Genomic DNA, 20,505 nt, shown 5'->3' on the forward strand with positions numbered 1-20,505 from the left:
CCAGAAGATGATTGAAAGTATACTGCGCTTCTCAATTGAGCGGCGCTACTTCGTACTGTCCCTGATCTTTGTATTGGTGGGCCTGGGGGTTTGGAGTTATCAGAGACTTCCAATTGATGCGGTTCCCGATATCACCAATGTTCAGGTACAGATTAATACCGAGGCTCCTGGTTATTCACCTTTAGAGGCGGAGCAGCGGATTACTTACACTGTGGAGGCGGCACTCGCCGGCTTGCCTAATTTAGAATATACCCGTTCGCTCTCTCGCTACGGTTTGTCCCAGGTCACTGTTGTTTTTAAAGAGGGTACAGATCTCTATTTTGCTCGGAACTTAATTAATAGCCGTCTCAGTAGTATTAAAAGTCATTTGCCTCCGGAGTTAGAGCCTGAAATGGGTCCCATTGCTACCGGACTCGGTGAGATTTTTATGTACACAGTGGAGGCTCTGCCTGGCGCCACCCAGCCCAATGGGCAGCCTTACGACGCCACTTCACTGAGGGAAATTCAAGATTGGATTATAAAACCGCAATTATCCTTAGTCCCCGGAGTTACTGAAGTTAATACCATCGGTGGCTATAACAAGCAGTATCACGTAACACCCGAACCTCGACAGATGCTTAACTTTGGCGTATCCATGGAAGATATCGCTCTAGCGCTGAGCCGCAATAACGAAAGTCGCGGCGCTGGTTACTTGGAGGGGAATGGACGGCAACTTCTGGTGCGTTCACCAGGGCAGTTGCGAAATATTGCCGAAATTGAGGATGTGGTAATTACCAGTCGCGCCGGGGTGCCGGTTAAAATTTCGGATGTAGCCGAAGTAGCTATTGGAAAAGAGCTTCGCACCGGTGCTGCCACTCGCGATGGTGAAGAGACCGTATTGGGCACAGCTATGATGCTGGTAGGGGAAAACTCCCGGGAGGTAGCTCGAAGTGTAGCGGAAGCCTTAAAGCGAATAAAATCAACCGTACCTGAAGGTATTAAGGTAGAGGCGGTTTATGATCGGACCACTCTGGTAGATAAAGCTATCGCTACAGTGCAAAAAAACCTTGTTGAGGGTGCGCTGCTGGTTATCGTGGTATTGTTCTTGTTGCTGGGAAATATTCGAGCCGCCTTTATTACTGCAGCGGTAATCCCGCTTTCCATGCTTGCCACCATTTTCGGCATGGTGCAAACGGGTGTTTCCGCCAATCTGATGAGTCTCGGAGCCCTTGACTTTGGCCTGATTGTCGATGGGGCCGTGATAATTGTGGAGAACGCGATTCGCCGACTTGCCGAAGCCCAGCATCGCAACGGAGGCAAGCTGCCCCTACAAGAGCGTTTGGAGCTAGTATTCCAAGCTACCAACGAAGTGATTCGCCCAAGTTTGTTTGGTGTTTTGATCATTACCGTGGTGTATATCCCTCTATTTTCGCTTACAGGTGTGGAAGGGAAGATGTTCCACCCCATGGCTGCCACTGTAGTGATGGCTTTACTCGCTGCACTGGTGCTTTCATTGACCGTTGTGCCTGCAGCAGTTGCTGTTTTCCTGACAGGTAAAATCAGTGAAAATGAAAACAAAGTTATTGTTGCGACCAAATCTTTATATAAACCACTGTTGATTGCTGCAATGAAAGTGCGCTGGTTAGTACTTTCTGGGGCTCTTGCATTAGTACTGTTCTGCAGCTGGCTTGCAACAACACTGGGTTCTGAATTTATTCCTCAGCTCAATGAGGGTGATATCGCTTTACACGCCCTGCGTATTCCTGGTACCGGTTTAGAGCAATCTGTAGAAATGCAAAGCTTGTTGGAGCAGCGTATTAAGGAGTTTCCTCAAGTAGATAAAGTATTCGCAAAAATTGGTACACCAGAAGTAGCAACAGACCCAATGCCGCCAAATGTAGCCGACAATTTTGTGATCCTGAAGCCCCGTGACCAATGGCCCGATCCGAAACTGCCCCAGGAACAATTGGTTGCTGAAATCGAAGAAGCTGTGCGTCAGTTACCGGGAAATAACTACGAGTTCACCCAACCAATCCAAATGCGCTTTAATGAACTAATTTCCGGCGTACGTGCAGACCTGGGTATTAAAGTATTCGGTGATGATCTGGATCAGCTGGTGGCTTCTTCAAATGAAATTCTCGGTGTGCTAAATGGAATTGAGGGTGTTGCTGATGCTCGTGTAGAACAAGTGGAGGGTCTACCGATTCTATCAATAGTGCCGAATCGAATCGCACTCGCCCGCTATGGAATAGATCTGCAAACCTTGCAAGATTTGGTTTCAGCGGCTATTGGAGGTGAAGAGGCTGGATTGATTTACGAAGGCGATCGCCGTTTTCATCTGGTAGTGCGTCTGCCGGAAGGCTTGCGACGAGACTATGAGAACCTTGGGGATTTACCTGTTCCGTTACCTACTGGTAGCCCATTGGGTAGCTATGTGCCCTTGTCAGAAGTTGCTAACTTGGAAATGACCCCTGCCCCCAACCAGATCAGCCGGGAAAATGGTAAGCGCCGTGTTGTGGTAACTGCCAACGTCCGCGACCGTGATTTGGGGTCCTTTGTTGAAGAGGCGAAGAGCCGTATTGATCAGCAGGTCTCTTTGCCTGCAGGTTACTGGCTAGTATACGGCGGCACTTTCGAGCAATTGGAATCCGCCAGTACTCGCCTCTCAATAGTGGTTCCACTGACACTATTGGTAATTCTGGGACTTCTGGTGATGGCCTTTGGTTCATTCAAGGATGCCTTAATTATTTTCAGTGGAGTACCCCTGGCGCTTACTGGAGGTGTCTTGTCCCTATGGTTGCGCGATATGCCTTTATCTATTTCTGCTGGAGTAGGATTTATTGCACTATCTGGTGTGGCGGTGTTAAACGGTTTGGTAATGCTCTCCTTCATCCGACAACTTCGTCAGCAAGGTGGTGAGTTGCTCACATCCATTATCGATGGTGCTATGATCCGCCTGCGTCCAGTATTGATGACTGCGTTGGTTGCAAGTCTCGGTTTTGTTCCTATGGCTTTGAATGTAGGTACTGGAGCAGAGGTTCAAAGACCACTAGCTACGGTGGTAATTGGAGGCATAATTTCTTCTACTCTCCTAACCTTGTTTGTACTGCCATTGCTTTATCGGATAGTGCATGGAAGAGAAGGTATATTGAAAATATAAACATAATTTATGATGCTCACCTTTGCTTATATTTAGGTAGGGGTGAGCAAAATTTTAATGAAAATATTTAAGTGTTTGTTGGTTCATTTTTGAGCATGAAAGAAATGGATGCGCTTGATATTTATATAAGATAAATAGAAAATAATAGATGTTTCTATTGCCTCAATGGAGTGACGGGTTTTTAGTGTGTAGGTTTAGTATGAGTTTACTGCTTGCAGATTTTTATTCTAGTTCAATGCCAACCTTTATAGGTCCTAAATTGAGTGGGCGGAAGTGCTGGTGCCCTTGATCTCTGATTTTAGTGAATTGTAATTTGACTTCTCATGAGGTTGACTAATAAATATGATCTGAATTTTTAAAGAAAGACAGGATCTAGCCTCGAGAGAGAATTTGAAGTAAGTAATTGTTGATGTTTAAAACATAAATATCCCTAAGTGGAGTTCTGTTTAGAGAGGGCATGAATATGTCTGAATGTGGTTGCGGTGTAGAGCAAGCAGATAAATTAGAGAGAAGCACTTTAATGGTGCTGCTAGTGATCAACGCAATTATGTTTGTGTTTGAATTAATTCTTGGATGGTTTGCTCAGTCAACAGGACTGATTGCTGACTCTCTAGATATGTTGGCTGATGCTGCTGTGTATGGGATCTCTTTATTTGTTGTAGGTAGAGGGGTTATATATCAAGCTAAGGCAGCTAATGTCAGTGGAATAATTCAAATTATATTGGGATTGTGGGTGTTGTATGAGGTTTGTAGGAGATCACTTTTTGGAAGCGAGCCAGAAAGTATACTAATGATATCAATAGGGGCCTCTGCCTTGTTAGCAAATGTTGTTTGCCTCCTAATAATATCAAAGTATAGGGAAGGGGGTGTACATATGAGAGCCGCTTGGATTTTTTCAGCCAATGATGTTGTCGCAAATTTAGGAGTGATTGTGTCAGGACTACTAGTGGCGGTAATCGATAGTCGTTTTCCTGATCTTGCTATAGGCTTAATAATTTCGGCTGTTGTCACTCGAGGTGGTTTTTTGATTCTTAAAGAGGCGAGGGAGTCCACTCGAAAAGCCAAAATATCCTAAGTGACCTTAAGGTTTTAATAGTATGAGTAATATCAACTTCTTAGTGGCTTGTCTAAAATAGTTTGTAGATCAATGGGAGTCTTACCTGAAGATGCTTGTCACTAATTTCTGAGAGCAAAAGATGCAATGATCCCTTAAGGTTTGAGTTGGCGAACTTATGAGTGCTTTTCTCTCATAGAGCAGTTTTGTGCATCCATTTTAATGCGTTATGACATGACGCACTTTTTTCACCTTTGACCTAGATGGTCTAGGCAGAAATTTTATTATTATATGCTGCCGAATATTCCCTTACAGCCTCCAAAGGATCTAGTCGAAGTATTGTTAGGTGTTGAATATCTTTCATTGGGGCATAAAAGCCTAAGAAGTCCTCAAGTGTTTTTTTTATAGCTCTAAATTTTTAGCCGACTGTAACTAAAAATTGATACGTACCTTCTGTTGAAAAGAATATTGAGCCGCGACATTAATGTCTACTAGGTGAGCTTCATGGCAAAGTATGGTGCAATGCTTTAGATCGGTGATTTGATCTATATCTCTTCAGTCTTAAAGCCGTATGGCAAATAATTGTCGAGCAGCTGTTTCATCGAGTTAGATGTTTCAGAAAGTTCTCTGTCGCTCATATTCTATAGGTAATATTGGTAATGATAACGATTTTCAATTAAGTGTGTGGTTCTGTGCCTGTAAAAATTTATACTCTTCATAACTTCCGGTCTAGTGGATACTTTTGGTGGGAAAGTTGAGTTTAATAATTTAACACTAAGTTAGGGTGAAGTATGGGGCTTAATTGGGAGGTGGCTCGGAGGTACTAGGAAGGTGTTCTGTTTCTTTTGATACTAAATATCGCCATTGCTAGATGAAATAAGAAAATGTTACGTAGATTGCGTGTGCCGTATGCTCTCTCATTTTGCAAAGTACTCCTAAAGTTAGCTAGAAATCAGATCTTATCTTCAGCCACATCTACGAGGTTTGGTATGCGCTTTATAATTGAAGCCGATTTTGTAGTGCTTCTTTAAGCTGGCCGGCAAAGATAATGTTTTTCAGTTCATCGGCGGATGTAGGTAAATCTATCCCTGGTGCTCAGCTTTCAGCATTTTTAGTTTGGTGGATGCTTCTAAAGTGCCTGCTGAATAGATATTTTCCCATGGTAATAAAATGTGTAAGCACGATTGGGTATTTCTGAGGGATGTCTAAAGCGGTATTCTGGTTTTTTGTGTGTTGAAAATGGCCATTGTTTCTGTGGTTTTAATTGTGCAATAGGGAATCTCGCAAAGATAATGTGGATAATTTTTTATTGATAGTTAAAAAATAAAGAGTAATAAATAGATTATTATGGATGGTTGTCATAAATGAGACTGAGTTTTCTATTTTAGTCATGAGAATTAATGGCGTTTAGTTGGTGTAGGTAAAAGAAAAGGAGGTGGAAGTACAGTTGCGCCTTACTTGGTACTATTCTCCTTAAAGTAGATCGTTGTAATAAAAAAATATCCAATAAATTACTTGGTGTTGCGGGGCGTGTTGTTAATTGTGGTGTGGTTTATATGAATGTGATGTATCAATCTTTACTTAAAAATACGAATTTTCTGCTGAAAAATAGCAGGGAGATTAAAGATTGAGGAAAAACGACAATGTAAGCTTGAATATTTGTGCGAATTTACTCTACCCCTAAGATTGAATTAATTCTATTAAGCTTGTCATCAAATAGTTTATATTTGTTAATTGGCTGGTCACAATATGTTACCAAAATATAAGCTGTAATTTGCTGTAATTGGCGGCAAGGTGCTTTCTTGGGTTTCCCGTTGGGAGTCGGAGTTCAGGTGTGAGTGCAAGCTTCAATAGTAAAAAAAATATGTATAAAGCCTGTTCGTTTTGTTGTGAGTTCATGATCGCAAGATGATTTTTATGTGATTGGCGGACCGATTGTTCTGGCTAATTTTTAGAGGTAATTTGAAGGGGTAAGATTGTAAGTGGGTGTAAGTGAGAGGGGCTGGTCATGTAGCAAAAAAAAACCATACTACGCGGCAAGAAAAATAAAAAAATAAAGAAAATTACTTTGAAGTGATTGTTAAAATTTCTAATGTGTTTAATATTTCTCTCGGAAAATAATAAATAGAATCGATAAGTAGAGACTCTTGATGGTGGTCAAAGATTTACCCGGCAGATTTACCCGGCAGATTTACCCGGCAGATTTACCCGGCAGGTTTACCCGGCATGATTCCCGGATGGGTCTTTCAGTCGAGTTCTAAATTCTCTGATGTTTAAACCATTCTTAATTCAAGCTTTGAGGTTTTTGTTAAGTTTTTTGATATATATCAGCTTGATTAAAACAGTAAAAAAATAGCCTAAATGCCTCCGCATAGACGATTGAGGCCGTGTCTTATTTGACTTTAAAAATGGAGATTGAAATGTCGATACAGTTACAAAACATACTCAAGGAAAACGGGTTAGACCCTTTAAAGGTGGCACTGTCATCTGTGGCGGAACTCTATTCGATGACAGAGGATAACTTACTGGATTTCAAGACAGGCTTGATCCATGAGGCATTCGCTTATCACTATGAGAACAATGCTTTTTTCCGCTCCGCTTGCGATAGCAAAGGAGTGACACCGGATATGATCTCAACTCCAGCTGACCTGATCAAAATACCTCTGATTCCCATTGAGCTTTTTAAATCAAACGATAGCCATAAGTTACTTTCAGTCAGCCTACGTGATGTAGAGCTAGAAATGCGAAGCACAGGTACCTCTGGTATTCCCAGCGTTTCGCGCCGCTGCGCGGACACCGTTGACAATGCGGTGCTGGGGATTTACTCGATGTATCGCGAATTCCTAAAGATCTCCAAAGGTGCCGGCCTTTATCTTTGCCCCTCAACCGAGGAAATTCCTGAAATGGGCATGATCAAGGCCCTCAATATGCTCGCAGGTCTGCTGGACACTCATAGATTCATGGTTCGGCAAGAATCTTTTAAGCCCGAAGAGGCCTTAGAACAGCTTGAGGATTGGAATGATAAATTCAGTCGCCATTTGATTGGTCCTCCATTCCTGATCAATCGTTTTATCAGCTACCTCAAAGCTACCAACACCCGAATTAAACTCGATAAGAGTAGTTACATCATCACTCTTGGGGGGTGGAAGCGCTTCTCAGGCCAGATGTTGTCACGTGCAGAATTCAACAGTGAATGTATCGAGTACTTGGGCGTTGAAGAGAGCCAGATCCGTGACATCTACGCCTTGGTTGAATCCAATGTCATTGCTATTGACGATGAGTATGGAATCAAGCATGTCTCCCCCTTCGTTCATTTCTCGGTAAGAGACCCCAAACAACTAGATCGAGAGGTCGAACCGGGCCAGACCGGCCAATTGGCAATTCTTGACCCTCTCGCACGTTCGACGCCTGGTTTCATGCTTACTGAGGACTTGGTGCGACTGTTGCCTGAAGCGAGTCGTTCGGGAAGAAGTGGTCAACGCATGCAGTATGTAATGCGCCTACCTGAGTCAAAAGAATTTGGTTGCTGTGCGGTTAATTTAGATAAGCGGCTTGAAGATTTGGACGCAGAGCAGGCTGCTAGCGGCAGTTGTCCAGTCGTCGCCTAATTACAGCTGTCCAAGATGGAGCTACAACATGTACAACGACATCATCATTGACAACTTTTCCGACCCGGCTCATGTCGGTGATATCAACGAACCCAATTACGAATATGAAATTGGCAATCCAGTATGTGGAGATCGGATTCGCGTTCAGATCAACATCACCAATGGACTGATTGACAGTGCTCGCTTTAGAGCTTGGGGCTGCGCTACTTCGGTGGCGACGGCCAACATTTTCTGTGCCTCGCTTGAGGGGTTGGCACCGGAACAGCTTGCCGGGAGAACAAGTAGCGAAATAGAAGGCATGCTTGGTGAACTAGAGCCATCACAACACCATTGTGTTGAGATTTTGCAGCAGCTTCATCATAGGTTGCTGAGCTTAGTTGGCAAAGATTGTCGGGAGGTGATGCCATGACAAATGCTCACTCGATTGAGGGTTACTTCGACTACAACGCCACAACCCCGGTGTCGGAGGCTGTAGCTACGGCTATGTCCTCTGCGCTTCGGCTCTTTGCTAATCCATCGGGGCGTACGCTTCCTTCGACCAGTAATCGTGAGCTAATCCAGCGAGCAAAGACCCATGTCGCTAGCCTACTGGGTACCGCGCCGGAAAAAGTTTTCTTTACCTCCGGCGGTTCTGAAGCCAATAACTGGGCTATTAAAGGAAGCCTGATGAACGACCTGGGTAGGGCCGGCCATATCCTAACCACGGCGATTGAGCACCCTTCAGTTCTAGAAACTATCCGATACTGCGCCCACCAATTCGGATTCGAAGTCACCTGCTTGAAGCCGGGACCGAGTGGCGCCGTCAGTTTTGAGGCTGTCGCTGAAGCTATCCGGCCTGACACCAGATTGATTTCCATGATGTATGCGAACAATGAAACCGGCGTTATTCAACCTGTGGATCAGGTGGCAAGGCTGACCCGCTCCCGAGGCATTCCGTTCCATGTCGACGCAGTGCAAGCAGTAGGTAAGCGGCCTCTTGATGTCGAGGCATTAGGTGCTGATTTTGTTTCTTTTTCCGCACACAAATTCTATGGTCCCAAGGGTATTGGCGGCCTATATATCCAGAATATAGATCGCATATCTCCCTTGATTCATGGTGGTGGACAAGAGATGGCAATGCGCTCTGGTACCGAGAATTTGGTCGCTATCGCCGGACTCGGTGAGGCTGCTGACGAATGTCGCAGGGAGCTTGAGTACTGGGATCATCACTGTCTGAAGTGCAAACAGCACTTGATCGAACAGCTTGGCAAATCCTCTATCGAAACACATATCAATGGTGCTAGTCATTATGAGGGGGCGATTTCCAATACCTTAAACCTATCGATTCCAGGCATTCGGGGTGAGGCGCTTGCTCTGTTAATGGAAAAGAAAGATGGGATTGTGGTGTCGATTGGCTCTGCATGCAGTAACAACAAGACCCGTCAACTATCGCCTGTATTACAAGGAATGGGGCTAAGTGATGAAGAAATACAAAGTGCGATCAGGATTAGCTTCGGCCGCTTTACCAGCCTTGATGATATAGATCGTTTTGTTGATTCATTGCAGCGGTGCGTGGCACAGCTCAAAAGCATGAGCTTTAAAGGGTGAGGAGTTGGGCTCATGACGGATAAGATTTTTCCAGCTCAGCGCTTCATGGATCAGTTCGCCCGACACGTGGTTAATGAGCCTAGCCGTACCGCCTGCGTATTCCAGCCTCATGGGCCTGATAGTGCTCTATCGCTGAGTTACGGTGAACTGAATCAGCAGGTACTGGAACGGGCCCGACTGTTAGTCGAGCGCGGATATAGAGGCCAGCCGCTTGCTCTGCTTTTCCCTGCTGGTCTTGATTTTGTGGTCAACTTCCTCGCCTGCCTCGCGGCTGGCGTCATTGCTGTACCCCTGAACCTGAGTTGCAATGCTCAGCAATTAGAGCGCACTGTTCGTATTCTTGGTGATGCAAAGACCAAAGCCATTCTGACGACCGCTGAGACTCGTGAACAGCTATTTGAGCAATTAGCAGAATTACCGGCGATTAATTTGGGCGACCAGGCCTGGATTGATGAGCAGCAGGTTGGTGCTGCTAAAGATGTAGAGTTACCTCTTCCGGCTCCAGATGAGTTGGCGTTTGTTCAGTACACCTCAGGCTCTACTGATCTACCCAAAGGTGTGATGGTAAGTCACGCCAACATTATCGATAACCAATTGGCTATCCAGCAGGCGTGTGGCCACCGCGAAGGTGTAATTGCTGGCGGCTGGCTGCCACAGTTCCACGATATGGGACTGATAGGCCATATGCTGCAGCCATTGTTCCTTGGTGGTACCTACGTCTTCATGCCACCGATGAAGTTCGTTCAGCGTCCACGCCGGTGGTTAGAATTGATATCTCACTATCGAATTCATAGCTCTGCTGCACCTAATTTTGGCTATGAGCACTGCATCAAGTTCATAGGTGAGCGAGAGGACTTATCGGGATTAGACCTGAGTTGCTGGAAGGTGGCTTTGAATGGCTCTGAGCCTGTCAGCGCCGACACTATGAGGATATTTGCTGAACGTTTCCAGCCTTACGGTTTTTCCTCTACTGCTTTCTTTCCCTGCTACGGCATGGCTGAAACCACTTTGTTTGTCTCTGGAGGACCGAAAGGCGTAGGCATTGAAACCCTGGCTTTCGATCCCGCAGCATTTGACTCTGGTCGACTGCAATCTACTGGTGAGGGGCGTCAAGTGGTTAGCTGCGGTCGTATCACGCCAAGGATGATTTTGAAGGTTGTTGATCCGGAGAGTGGCCGGCTAGCAGATGAGGGTTGTATTGGTGAGATATGGATTAGTGGTGCCTCAATAGCACAAGGTTATCTTAACAACCTTGAGATTAGTAAGCAGCAATTCGGTGCTCGTATATCGCCCTGCGACGGTCATTATTACCTCAAAACCGGGGACATGGGCTTCGTCCGTGACAATAAGTTGTATATCACCGGGCGGATTAAGGAAATGTTAATCCTGCGCGGCCGCAACCTTTATCCATACGATATTGAACGTACCTGTAGTGACCATCCTGATGCGGCAGGCAATAACGGAGCCTCGGTTTTCACTGTGGATAGCAATGGCCAAAACCGACTGGCAGCCATTGTTGAGATTCGCCGCCACGCCTTTCTTAACCGAAACCACGATGAACTCCGACAGGAGCTGCGTGAGGCAGTGATGTTGGCACATGATGTCGCCCTCGACCAGCTTTTGCTGGTCAAGCCTGGCGGTATTCCGAAAACCACCAGCGGCAAAGTTCGTAGGACTGCCTGCAGGGATCTGATTGCAGCCGAAGAGGCGCAGCTCGCATGAACCGTTGATAGGAAATATAAGATGACGAATGAATTTAGAATGAAAAACCTGGTGGAACAGATCACAGATTTTATCGCTGCTAAGACACCAGAATTTTCGATTGATAAGCACAGTGACACCTCTTTCTCAAGTCTAGGTCTAGACTCGGCAGACCATGTCCAGCTATCGACTATGGTGGAGGACCACCTCTCTGTTGACATCGATCCGACGCTAGCCTTCGACTACCCAACGATTAACGCTCTTGTGGCACATCTCGAAAAGAATTTTTCAAGAACAGCTTTGGAGCGCAGTTGATGTCGCGACTTGATTGCATAGTTATCGGTGGAGGCCAGTTCGGTCTTCACACCGCACGAATGCTGCAGCAGGCTGATCTCAACTACCTTCTGCTTGAACGGGATAGTATTGGCGACGTTTGGCGTAACCGGCTCGAAGGTATGAAGCTATTCACTTCACGTCAATTCTGTGCCCTGCCAGGACTAGCCTTTCCGGGCGATCCTGAGGGCTTCCCGACTACAGTAGAAATAGCTGATTATTTGGTCAGCTATGCAGGCCACTTTGATCTTCAGGTTCGAGAAGGCTGTGAAGTTGTTGGTCTCGATCGCCTTTCGAACGGCAGTTTTCAGGTCGACCTTGCCGACGGCACGTCTCTGCTCGCCACCAGTATCGTCAATGCAACTGGTGCTAATCAGATACCCCAGGTGCCGGCGATAAGTTCCCAACTTGCTGGAGAGGTGCAGCAACTAGACGGTAGTCTCGCCTCAACCGATGTCATTTCTGATGGCCACACTGTTGCCGTTATTGGGGATGGTGCTACTGGGCGTCAGATCGTGGACCGGCTAGCGGGACGTTGCAATGTGTTTTTGGCCACGGGTTCCCCACGTGGCCTGCCTCCCAACCGTTTGTTCGGACGTGATATTTTTTGGTGGCTTGATCGCTTGCGTATCCTTTCCGCCGATAAGAACAGCCTCATCGCGAAGATATTAAAAAAGCGTAACCCTGTCCCCTGTGGTGAATACAACAATAGACGGCTGAAGGCTAAAGGCGTAAAGATTGTTGGCCGTGCTTTGGAGTGCTCTGGCCGTCAAATCCGTTTCGACTCCGTCGGTTGGCATGACATAGATACAGTGATTTGGGCAACAGGCTATTGCGACCGAACGAGCTGGCTAAAGTTGCCGCACTGTGTCGATGAGAGGGGCTTCATTGAAAACTATGGAAGGACTCCAGAGCCTGGGCTTTTCTTAGTGGGACGTAAATGGCTTAGTTGTCGAGCGTCGGAGCTGGTAATGGGGGTTGAGAAGGATGTAGAGCGAGTAATGGTGCCGCTGCGAGCCTTTTTATCCGAAAGGAAAGAAATACCTTGAACAAAAATATAAAGACCGATTGGATCATTCGCTCTGGCGCCAGTAAGTGGCTATTAGCGCTGGTGCTGTTGCTCACATTGATGTCGGCTGTTGGCCTAAAACGGATGGGGCTGGCCAGTGATTATCGCGTTTTCTTCGATGATAACGATCGTGACCTACTGCGCTTGGAGCAGATGCAAGATACTTATAGCACGACTGATAACGTGTTCATCATGATTGAACCGGTGGATGACAACATCTACAACCAGCGTACTCTGAGCCTTATACATGAAATGACACGCGCGTTGTGGCGGACGGCCCATGTCTCTCGAGTAGATTCGCTAACGAACTTCCCCTATAGCTCTGCTGAAGACGATGATATTTTGATTGAGGAGTTCGTCTACGAGCTTGACGAATTGACGCCGCAAAGGATCGCCTTTATTGAAACTGCCGCTAGTAGTGAGAGGGACTTGGTTGGCAATTTGGTTAGTAAGAACGGACGATTTACCGCGATCAATGCGACCATTCGGTTGCCAGGGTTAGACCATAAGGCCGAAGTGCTAGCCGTTACCGGTGCTGTCGATGAATTGATTAAGTCATTCAAGATGGAATATCCGGATCATCGTTTTTTTGTCACCGGTGTGGTGGAGATGAACGGTGCCTTTTTCCAGGCGGCAAAAAAAGACTTCATCACGCTGATACCGTTGATGATCCTTTTTGTGCTGGTCAGCGCTGCTCTAATTCTCGGATCACCTGCTGCAGGTGGCGCTATTTTGACGGTAGTAGTGTTGGCACTGCTAGGGTCTTTGGGTCTAGCTGGTTGGCTCGGTATTCAATTGTCTGCGCCATCAGTATCGGCTCCAATCATCATGTTCACGGTGATAGTAGCGTCGGCCATCCACATCCTCAGCTATATTCAGCGCCAGATACGCAGTGGTGTTTCTCGTGAAGAAGCAGTCTTGCAATCCTACCGGCGCAATCTCAAGCCGATTGCGGTGAGCCATGTCACTACTATTATCGGTTTTCTGGCGATGAATTTCAGTGACTCACCGCCGTTTCGAGATCTTGGCAATATAGTTGCCTTAGGTGTGCTCTTCTCGCTACTTTTGTCGTTGACGGTTCTACCACAGCTTCTGCTGCGTATTCGTTTTTCAACGCGGGAAACAGGTGCCAACCGACTGATTAATCGCATGGCTTTGTTGTCAGGCTGGGTTATCGCTTACCGCCAGCGGATATTGTGGCTAATGCTACCTTTGTCCCTATGCGTCGCTGCACTCAGTCCATTGAATCAATTAAACGATGATTTAATCCGCTATTTTGATGAGTCGCAGCCCTTCCGTGCTGATTCTGAACGTATCGATCGCCACTTTTCTGGTATTTATACAATCGATTACTCGCTCTCGGTACCAGAGCAGAACGGTATGTTTCAGCCAGAGTTTTTACAGTTTCTTGATACATTCGATGACTGGCTACATGAGCAGCCAGAAGTTTTTACAACTGCAAGCCCCCTGCACCGAATCAAGGATCTTAACCGTTTGATGAATGGTGGTGATGAGGACTCTTACCGGTTACCTGGCGATACAATTACCGCTGCACAGCAGTTCCTGCTATACGAGATGTCGTTGCCGTTTGGTCGTGATGTGACCCATCAGGTGAATTTGAATAAATCCTCGGTGAAACTGACTGCACGATTAAAGAATCTAAGCTCGGTGGGCTTAATTGCTTTTGAAAAACGGGTCGAAGAGTGGTTATTGCAAAACCAACCTCGCTCCATTGATATCTATCACAGCAGTCCCGCAGTGATTTTTTCCCACATTGGTCAATCAAATATTGTAAGTCTCCTTGAAGGTGCCTCGCTAGCGTTTGTGGTGATTTCATTGACGTTGATGCTGGTATTCCGCTCACTCGATATTGGTCTATTGAGCTTGGTTCCAAACCTGCTTCCAGTCGCGGCAGCATTTGGATTTTGGTATCTCGTTAATGGTCAAATCTCAATGGGGCTGGCTGGGGTGTCGGCAATGGCGATCGGCATAATCGTCGATGATACAGTTCACTTCCTCTATCAGTATGTCAACGGTCTAAAGCGGGGGCTCAGTCCTGAAGATAGCGTAAGCGAAACCATTAGTAAGACTATGGGTGGGATCGTGATTAGCTCAATGCTGCTAGTGATAGGCTTCCTTCTATTGTCGACCTCGGCGTTCGAGAAAAATGCCCAGATGGGTATGCTCACGGGGATGTCTATTGTGTTGGCATTGGTGTTTGACTTGATATTACTACCGGCCTTGGTTCTAACCTTTATGCGCAGGACACGTACGTCGAACCTGCAATTTCGTACCGACAAGGAACTAAATAATGCGAACTGATTACCGTCTCCTCCTTCCAGTGACAATACTTTGTGGCCTAATCGGTTTGCCGGTTCAAGGCGCTGCTAGCGATGTTAGAAAGGGGCGGGAGGTCGCAGTGGCAGTGGATAACCGTGATCTTGGTTACGGCGACAGTGTTGCCGAATTGACGATGATTCTACGCAACAGGGCCGGAGATGAAACTCGACGTGAACTGCAGATCAGCTCACTTGAGAGTCACGAGGGTGGAGACAAATCGTTAATCCGCTTCAATTTTCCTGCCGATATCCGGGGCACGGCGCTTCTAACGCATCCGCAGTTAGAGGATACCGATAAGCAGTGGTTATATTTGCCTGCCTATTCCCGTATTAAGAGGATCTCATCTCGCAATAAGAGTGGTGCGTTCGTCGGTAGTGAGTTTTCGTTCGAGGACTTGTCTGATAAGGCGGTCGACGATTTCCGCTATACCTACGTGAGAGAGGAATCATGCGAAGATGGTGCCCTGGTTTGTGACGTAATTGACCGAGTGCCAGAAGACTCTCACTCTGCATATAGCCGGCAGCGGGTCTGGGTTGATCAGAGTGCTCGACGTATCTTCCGTATAGACTATTTCGACCGTAAGGAAACGCTGCTCAAGACTTTTTCCGCAAGGGATTTTCGCCTCTACGACGATCGTTATTGGAGGCCCATGGAGGTGGTTATGCATAATCAGCAGAGTGGAAACGTAACGATCTTAAGCTATAGCCGCATCGAGTTTGGTACCGGTCTCTCAGTTGCGAATTTCCATCGCAATACACTCCGGGATTAAGGGTATGGGGGTCTTGCGTTTAGCGTTTTGGGTGCAGCTGTGTCTAAGCCTTACCATTATGCCGGTCCTCGCAGAGGTCAAGGTTGACAAGTATTCTGTTGATATCGCGGCCACGGCTCGTATATTTGCAGAAGAGGAGTCGCTGGCCATTGATGATAGCTACCGCTTCGGACCGGGGCTGGAAATTGAAGCAAATGCTGAGGGGGATATTGGTGATACTGGCTATAAGCTGCGGTTGTTTGGTAGCTGGGATAAGCAGGATGGGGAGCGTCGTTATGCCGATATCCGCCAAGCCAGCCTTCACTGGCGCCGTGATCAGTTATCGCTGAATCTTGGTGTTAGCACTTTCTTTTGGGGCGTTTCTGAATCTCTGAATATAGTCAATGTACTTAATCAGGCTGACTTGCGCCAAGCTATCGACGGAAAGGAAAAGATGGGGCAGACCTTCGCATCTTTAGGTTTGCGTTTTGATAACGGCGAACTATCGATATTCTATCTGCCAACTTTTCGTGAGCGAGAATTTCCAGAGCGCCCGTCATTCGGACTACCGATTTCGGACCGGGCACTTTTTGAAAGCTCGAATAGAGGTGGAGATGTTGCTCTGCGAGGCCATTTTTACGCTGGTGATTTAGAAACAGGGATCGGTTACTTCAGAGGCACTAGGCGGGCGCCACTACTGGTAAGGCCTAGCCCTTCAGCGACGATGTTGACTCCCTTTTACATCGAAACCGAGAATTTTTTACTGGACACACTTTATCTCCTCGGCGACACGACCTTGAAGTTGGAAGCGAAAACTGGTCGCGAACTGGAGCAAGGTTTCTTTGCTGCAAACGTTGGCCTTGAGCACCCGATTTATTCGCTACCGGATAGTATGCAAGATCTGTCCTTGATCGCCGAATATCTAATCGACGATAGGGATGAGCAAGCTGAAACATTAGGTCAGAACGATCTCTTTGTCGGCCTTAGAGCTAGCTTCGGTGATACCGGTGACAGCGAATTTCGAGGGGTCATAAGTTATGACTTCGATAGTCATGGCAACTACCTCGACTTAGGCTTAGAACACCGTCTGAGCGATTATTTTAGAATCGAAACTCGGGCGTTTTTATTCCTCAATGTGGGCCGCAGTGATACTTGGCTGTATCCAGTACGGGATGAGGATTTTATCGAGTTTAAGTTGCATTATTCTTTTTGAGCGGACCCTATGAAGACTGGAGTTAACAGGGATATAGGTCTTTGGATTGCTACCGTGAAGGAGTTTGAAACTCTAATCGAGCATGATCCGCAAACTGTCTTCACCACAGTTAGCGAGGCTGAGCAGAAAAGATATAGTGGGATTGTTAATCGAGCGGCGGGCCTACATTTTCTGCTTGGTCGTTACCTATTGCGTTATGTTTTATCCGCTAAAAGTGGCGTAAGTATTTTGCCGGCAGATTGGGAAATTTTCCCTGATGAGCAAGGCAGGCCTAGAGTTTTAAACCAAAGTGTGGCCCCAATAAAATTTAGTATTTCTCATGCTAGTGGTGTGGTCGCGATTGCGCTTAGCTCTACCGTTGATCCAGGTATAGATCTGGAGCCCCTTGCTCGTGAACTGGGCTCAGGTCTAAATTTCAGGCATTTACTTAGTCCAGAGCAATATGACCAGGTAATGACTATCCCAAGCACTGCTCACTGTGAATTGTTAACAAGGGTTTGGTGCATTAAAGAGTCTGTGTCCAAAGTGTGTGGTTTGGGGCTTCGACTGCCTTTTTCTACGATCGAGTTTGATCTTGTATCTTTGCTTAACTCGCAACCAGCCACGTGGCTTGAGTGTAAGGTAAGAGAAATGGGGAGCTTTTGGTTTAACCTTTGCACGTTGGCGCAACGCTATTGGCTTTGTGTAGCGATGGAGTCGCCGGCGTTGTCGCCTTTGGGTCGATTGGAAACAAACCATTTTAACCTACTCAGCCGCAAGGCGTTTTAGAAACAAGACGTGGAGTTGGAAGTAGCTGCCGCACAAAATTAATTTTAGGTCCAGTTACGCTGCTTCAATGTCATTAATACAGGATGAGATGATGGACGTGCTCGAGTACATCAGGGAAAAGGAAAGGTTGCTTAGGGCTCGGATTAACAATTTGGACCTCAAAAGCACCCATGATAATCACCTGCATCAGTTGTCCTATTACATCAGTAACTTGCTTAAAAATTCATGGACTTCGAAAGCTGGGCCGGTTGTTGATCCTGCTACCAATCGTGAATTACAAGTCATTAAGAACCCTAAGGCCATCGCTTTCTACCAAGACTGGCAAGCACGTATTGGTCAGCAGATATATATTGGGCGCTGGATTGTAGTTGACCAGTCGCGCATTGACAGTTTTGCCGAAGTAACTGGAGACCGCCAGTGGATTCATATTGATCCAGAACGAGCAAGGGCTGAATCGCCGTTTGGAGGCACAATTGCCCACGGCTTTTTGGTCCTATCGCTAATTCCCGAGCTCACCGATGCTGTCAATCCGGAAAAACCGCCTTACCCTGAAGCTAGAATGATTATAAACTGCGGCCTTGAACAGGTGCGTTTTCCTTATCCAGTTAAGACTGGCAATCGTATCCGAGCTCGTACGACTTTAAAGTCCCTGGTGCCATCGAAGCGTAGTGTGGAAATGATCAATCATATTGAGGTAGAGGTTGAAGGTTCAGGTCGCCTGGTTTGTGTTGCGGATAGTGTGCTGAAACTTTACTTCTGAATTCAAAATGCACGCGCACCCTCCCGGCACTTACTAATTATCATAGGCAAACTGGGAGGAGAGTAATTCTCGATTGATCGCTCTTGCAAGAGCGCAGAATTAGCCATCTCTGGATAGAGATATGAACCTTGAGTATCTGTGATTATCGAAAGGTGTATTCCTGCTATCTGATAGGGAATTTCAGAGGCTATGGGGGCTGGGGTTTATTAATTTCCCTGGTTAAGTAGGGAAATGCAGCTGGGGGCGGCGTTAGACGTAAGACTTACCCACGTTTAGTAGACACCCTGTATAGTTAGGTTTAGGCCTAACACGGAGGTGTATCATGGGTAAGAAAAGAACTCAGGCGTATACGGAGGAGTTCCGCAGAGAAGCAGTTAAGAGAGCGGAAAAGGCTGGAGCAACAACGGCTTCTGTGGCGCGAGAGCTAGGCGTCAGCGCACAGCAGATCTACAACTGGCGTCGTCAATTTAATCGACTGTCTGATAAGCAGTTCAATAGTTTAGACGGTGTCGACTATTCCAAACAGGAAAGCGCTGAAGTTCGCAAACTCAAGAAGGAGCTGCATGAAGCTCGTCAGGAGGTTGAGTTTCTAAAAAAGGCAGCTGCGTACTTTGCGAACCACCAAGAGTAAAGTACGCATTGATACAAGAGCATGTAGGGTCATTCCCGGTTAGCTTGATGTGTCGGTGTTTAGAAGTCTCAAGATCGGGTTATTATCGATGGCGGGGGCGATTGCCATCTGCTCGCACGATTAGAGAGATACGAACAATCGAGAAAATCCGAGAGACGTTTGTTGAGTTTAAAGGTCGTTATGGCGCGCCTAGAATTGCTTGCGAGCTTCAAGAGTTAGGTGAGCCATGCTCGCGGAACTACGTCGCTAAGCTTATGCAACAGGAACATATTAAAGCGAGAAACGGCAAAGGCTTTCGATATAGTCAGCCCGTAGAGGGGAGCATTAACGTCTCCGCCAACTTACTTAAGCGTTGCTTTGATGTGGATCGACCAAATTGCCGCTGGACCAGTGACATTACGTATATCTGGGTTCTGGATAGGTGGCTATACCTCGCGGTAGTTATGGATCTGTACTCTCGACGTATTGTAGGTTGGGCATTCGACTCGCAGATGACCGATGAATTGACACGTCGAGCATTGAAAATGGCCCTAGAGCGACGACCAATAAAGCCTGGACTGCTAGTTCACTCTGACAGGGGTGTGCAATATCGATCGCAGAAATACCAGGATCTCTTGTCCGAAAGCAAGTGCAAGCCGAGTATGAGTCGCCAGGCTAACTGTTGGGATAATGCGGCAATGGAATCATTCTTTAGCAGGCTAAAAGTCGAGCTGGTCTATGCCGGAACATTCGAAAGCGAAGAGCAAGCAAAATCTGAGGTGTTTGAATACATTGAGATTTTCTACAATAGAGTTCGTAGGCACTCTGCATTGGGCTATGTAAGTCCAGCAGAGTATGAGCGAAAATACGCATAGTTAGAGTGTCTACTTTTTGTGGGCAAGACCAACGTGTCTTTACCACCTAGATAACTCTTTTATTTCTGACCTTTCTGACTGAGCGCTCCATTGCCGAGGATTAGTGGCTGCGTTGCTACAAATCTAGATGGATTCCATCAAAGATCGGGTGGTTCACTTGTAATGATGAGGTATGAGCGCTAGATTTGTAACCAACCAATAAGCAAATAAATAGAAAGAATTTTTTTAATAAAGATTTTTTTGGTATGCTATATCTAATTTTTTCTTTTTTTAGGATAAAATTGTCGGTATGTGTGTGTAATTTGAAGCAACTTACCTCTTCATTTATCTCACCTGTTTGATACCCCAAAGGTACATTTAGGCTCTTGAAGTGATTAGTGTTCAAACTTTATTGTTCCAAAATAAAATTAGTGTTCAAACTTTATTGTGCGAGAACAAATGGGAGATGTTATTCCTTTCAAAAGAAAAACCGCTTGGCAAAAGCACAAGGGCAGCACCCTGTGCAGGGAAGGTTTTCATAAATGGAAAGTGGTCACCGAGCGCAAGTTTGACGTAAAGCAGGGAAAGTTGGTTACTGAATATCGTTGTGAACGCTGTGGAAAAACGAAAATTAAACACTTGTAAATTTTCTCTCTCCAAATCCGATATTCATAGGCCGGCTCAATTAATAATTAGGTAATTTACTTTCCCCTACTAAGAG

The 20,505-nt window shown here is 46.2% G+C and carries 16 protein-coding genes; all 16 read left to right on the plus strand.

The window, feature by feature from the left end; translation table 11 throughout:
* Positions 1 to 7 precede the first annotated feature (7 nt).
* The 16 genes from ACYX4J_RS04550 to ACYX4J_RS04625 all read left to right on the plus strand — a co-directional run bounded on the left by ACYX4J_RS04550 (position 8) and on the right by ACYX4J_RS04625 (position 20,429).
* Positions 8 to 3,139 (plus strand): efflux RND transporter permease subunit, encoded by a 3,132-nt coding sequence (locus tag ACYX4J_RS04550; protein WP_152454490.1) that lies wholly within the window; start codon positions 8 to 10, stop codon positions 3,137 to 3,139.
* A 457-nt stretch (positions 3,140 to 3,596) separates the two neighbouring features.
* Positions 3,597 to 4,214 (plus strand): cation efflux transmembrane domain-containing protein, encoded by a 618-nt coding sequence (locus ACYX4J_RS04555; RefSeq protein WP_253868658.1) that lies wholly within the window; start codon positions 3,597 to 3,599, stop codon positions 4,212 to 4,214.
* A gap of 2,399 nt (positions 4,215 to 6,613) precedes the next feature.
* A complete protein-coding gene (locus tag ACYX4J_RS04560) occupies positions 6,614 to 7,801 on the plus strand; it encodes a LuxE/PaaK family acyltransferase (protein WP_152454489.1) in 1,188 nt (395 codons plus the stop codon).
* A 28-nt stretch (positions 7,802 to 7,829) separates the two neighbouring features.
* A complete protein-coding gene (locus tag ACYX4J_RS04565) occupies positions 7,830 to 8,210 on the plus strand; it encodes an iron-sulfur cluster assembly scaffold protein (protein WP_152454488.1) in 381 nt (126 codons plus the stop codon).
* Positions 8,207 to 9,388, plus strand: coding sequence for a cysteine desulfurase family protein (locus ACYX4J_RS04570; protein ID WP_152454487.1), 1,182 nt, complete (start codon positions 8,207 to 8,209; stop codon positions 9,386 to 9,388). Before ACYX4J_RS04565 ends, ACYX4J_RS04570 begins: the two co-directional genes overlap by 4 nt.
* A 12-nt stretch (positions 9,389 to 9,400) precedes the next feature.
* The gene (locus ACYX4J_RS04575; RefSeq protein ID WP_476177984.1) at positions 9,401 to 11,110 is read left to right on the plus strand and encodes a fatty acyl-AMP ligase; all 1,710 of its coding nucleotides are present in this window, start codon (positions 9,401 to 9,403) and stop codon (positions 11,108 to 11,110) included.
* Between the two features lie 21 nt (positions 11,111 to 11,131).
* Positions 11,132 to 11,404, plus strand: a complete 273-nt coding sequence (locus ACYX4J_RS04580; RefSeq protein WP_216646255.1) for an acyl carrier protein — start codon at positions 11,132 to 11,134, stop codon at positions 11,402 to 11,404.
* On the plus strand, positions 11,404 to 12,471 hold the full coding sequence (locus tag ACYX4J_RS04585) for a flavin-containing monooxygenase (protein WP_152454485.1): 1,068 nt from the start codon (positions 11,404 to 11,406) through the stop codon (positions 12,469 to 12,471). Before ACYX4J_RS04580 ends, ACYX4J_RS04585 begins: the two co-directional genes overlap by 1 nt.
* Positions 12,468 to 14,813 carry an efflux RND transporter permease subunit gene (locus ACYX4J_RS04590; protein WP_152454484.1) on the plus strand — a complete coding sequence of 782 codons (2,346 nt, stop codon included), beginning with the start codon at positions 12,468 to 12,470 and terminating at the stop codon, positions 14,811 to 14,813. The genes ACYX4J_RS04585 and ACYX4J_RS04590 overlap by 4 nt, the downstream gene beginning before the upstream one ends.
* Positions 14,803 to 15,600: an outer membrane lipoprotein-sorting protein gene (locus ACYX4J_RS04595; protein ID WP_152454483.1), complete on the plus strand. Its 798-nt coding sequence runs from the start codon at positions 14,803 to 14,805 to the stop codon at positions 15,598 to 15,600. The genes ACYX4J_RS04590 and ACYX4J_RS04595 overlap by 11 nt, the downstream gene beginning before the upstream one ends.
* 4 nt (positions 15,601 to 15,604) lie before the next feature.
* The gene (locus ACYX4J_RS04600) at positions 15,605 to 16,792 is read left to right on the plus strand and encodes a hypothetical protein (RefSeq protein ID WP_152454482.1); all 1,188 of its coding nucleotides are present in this window, start codon (positions 15,605 to 15,607) and stop codon (positions 16,790 to 16,792) included.
* A 54-nt stretch (positions 16,793 to 16,846) separates the two neighbouring features.
* Positions 16,847 to 17,560, plus strand: a complete 714-nt coding sequence (locus ACYX4J_RS04605; protein WP_172975418.1) for a 4'-phosphopantetheinyl transferase family protein — start codon at positions 16,847 to 16,849, stop codon at positions 17,558 to 17,560.
* Between the two features lie 67 nt (positions 17,561 to 17,627).
* Positions 17,628 to 18,320, plus strand: coding sequence for a MaoC family dehydratase (locus tag ACYX4J_RS04610; RefSeq protein ID WP_282933835.1), 693 nt, complete (start codon positions 17,628 to 17,630; stop codon positions 18,318 to 18,320).
* 322 nt (positions 18,321 to 18,642) lie between these two features.
* Positions 18,643 to 18,951 carry a transposase gene (locus ACYX4J_RS04615; protein WP_282933834.1) on the plus strand — a complete coding sequence of 103 codons (309 nt, stop codon included), beginning with the start codon at positions 18,643 to 18,645 and terminating at the stop codon, positions 18,949 to 18,951.
* 8 nt (positions 18,952 to 18,959) lie between these two features.
* A complete protein-coding gene (locus ACYX4J_RS04620) occupies positions 18,960 to 19,805 on the plus strand; it encodes an IS3 family transposase (RefSeq protein WP_282933833.1) in 846 nt (281 codons plus the stop codon).
* A gap of 438 nt (positions 19,806 to 20,243) precedes the next feature.
* Entirely contained in the window at positions 20,244 to 20,429 is a 186-nt protein-coding gene (locus ACYX4J_RS04625) for a hypothetical protein (protein ID WP_413662993.1), read from the plus strand.
* The last annotated feature ends 76 nt before the right edge of the window (positions 20,430 to 20,505 follow it).

The organism is Microbulbifer sp. ABM4_008, assembly GCF_056311705.1.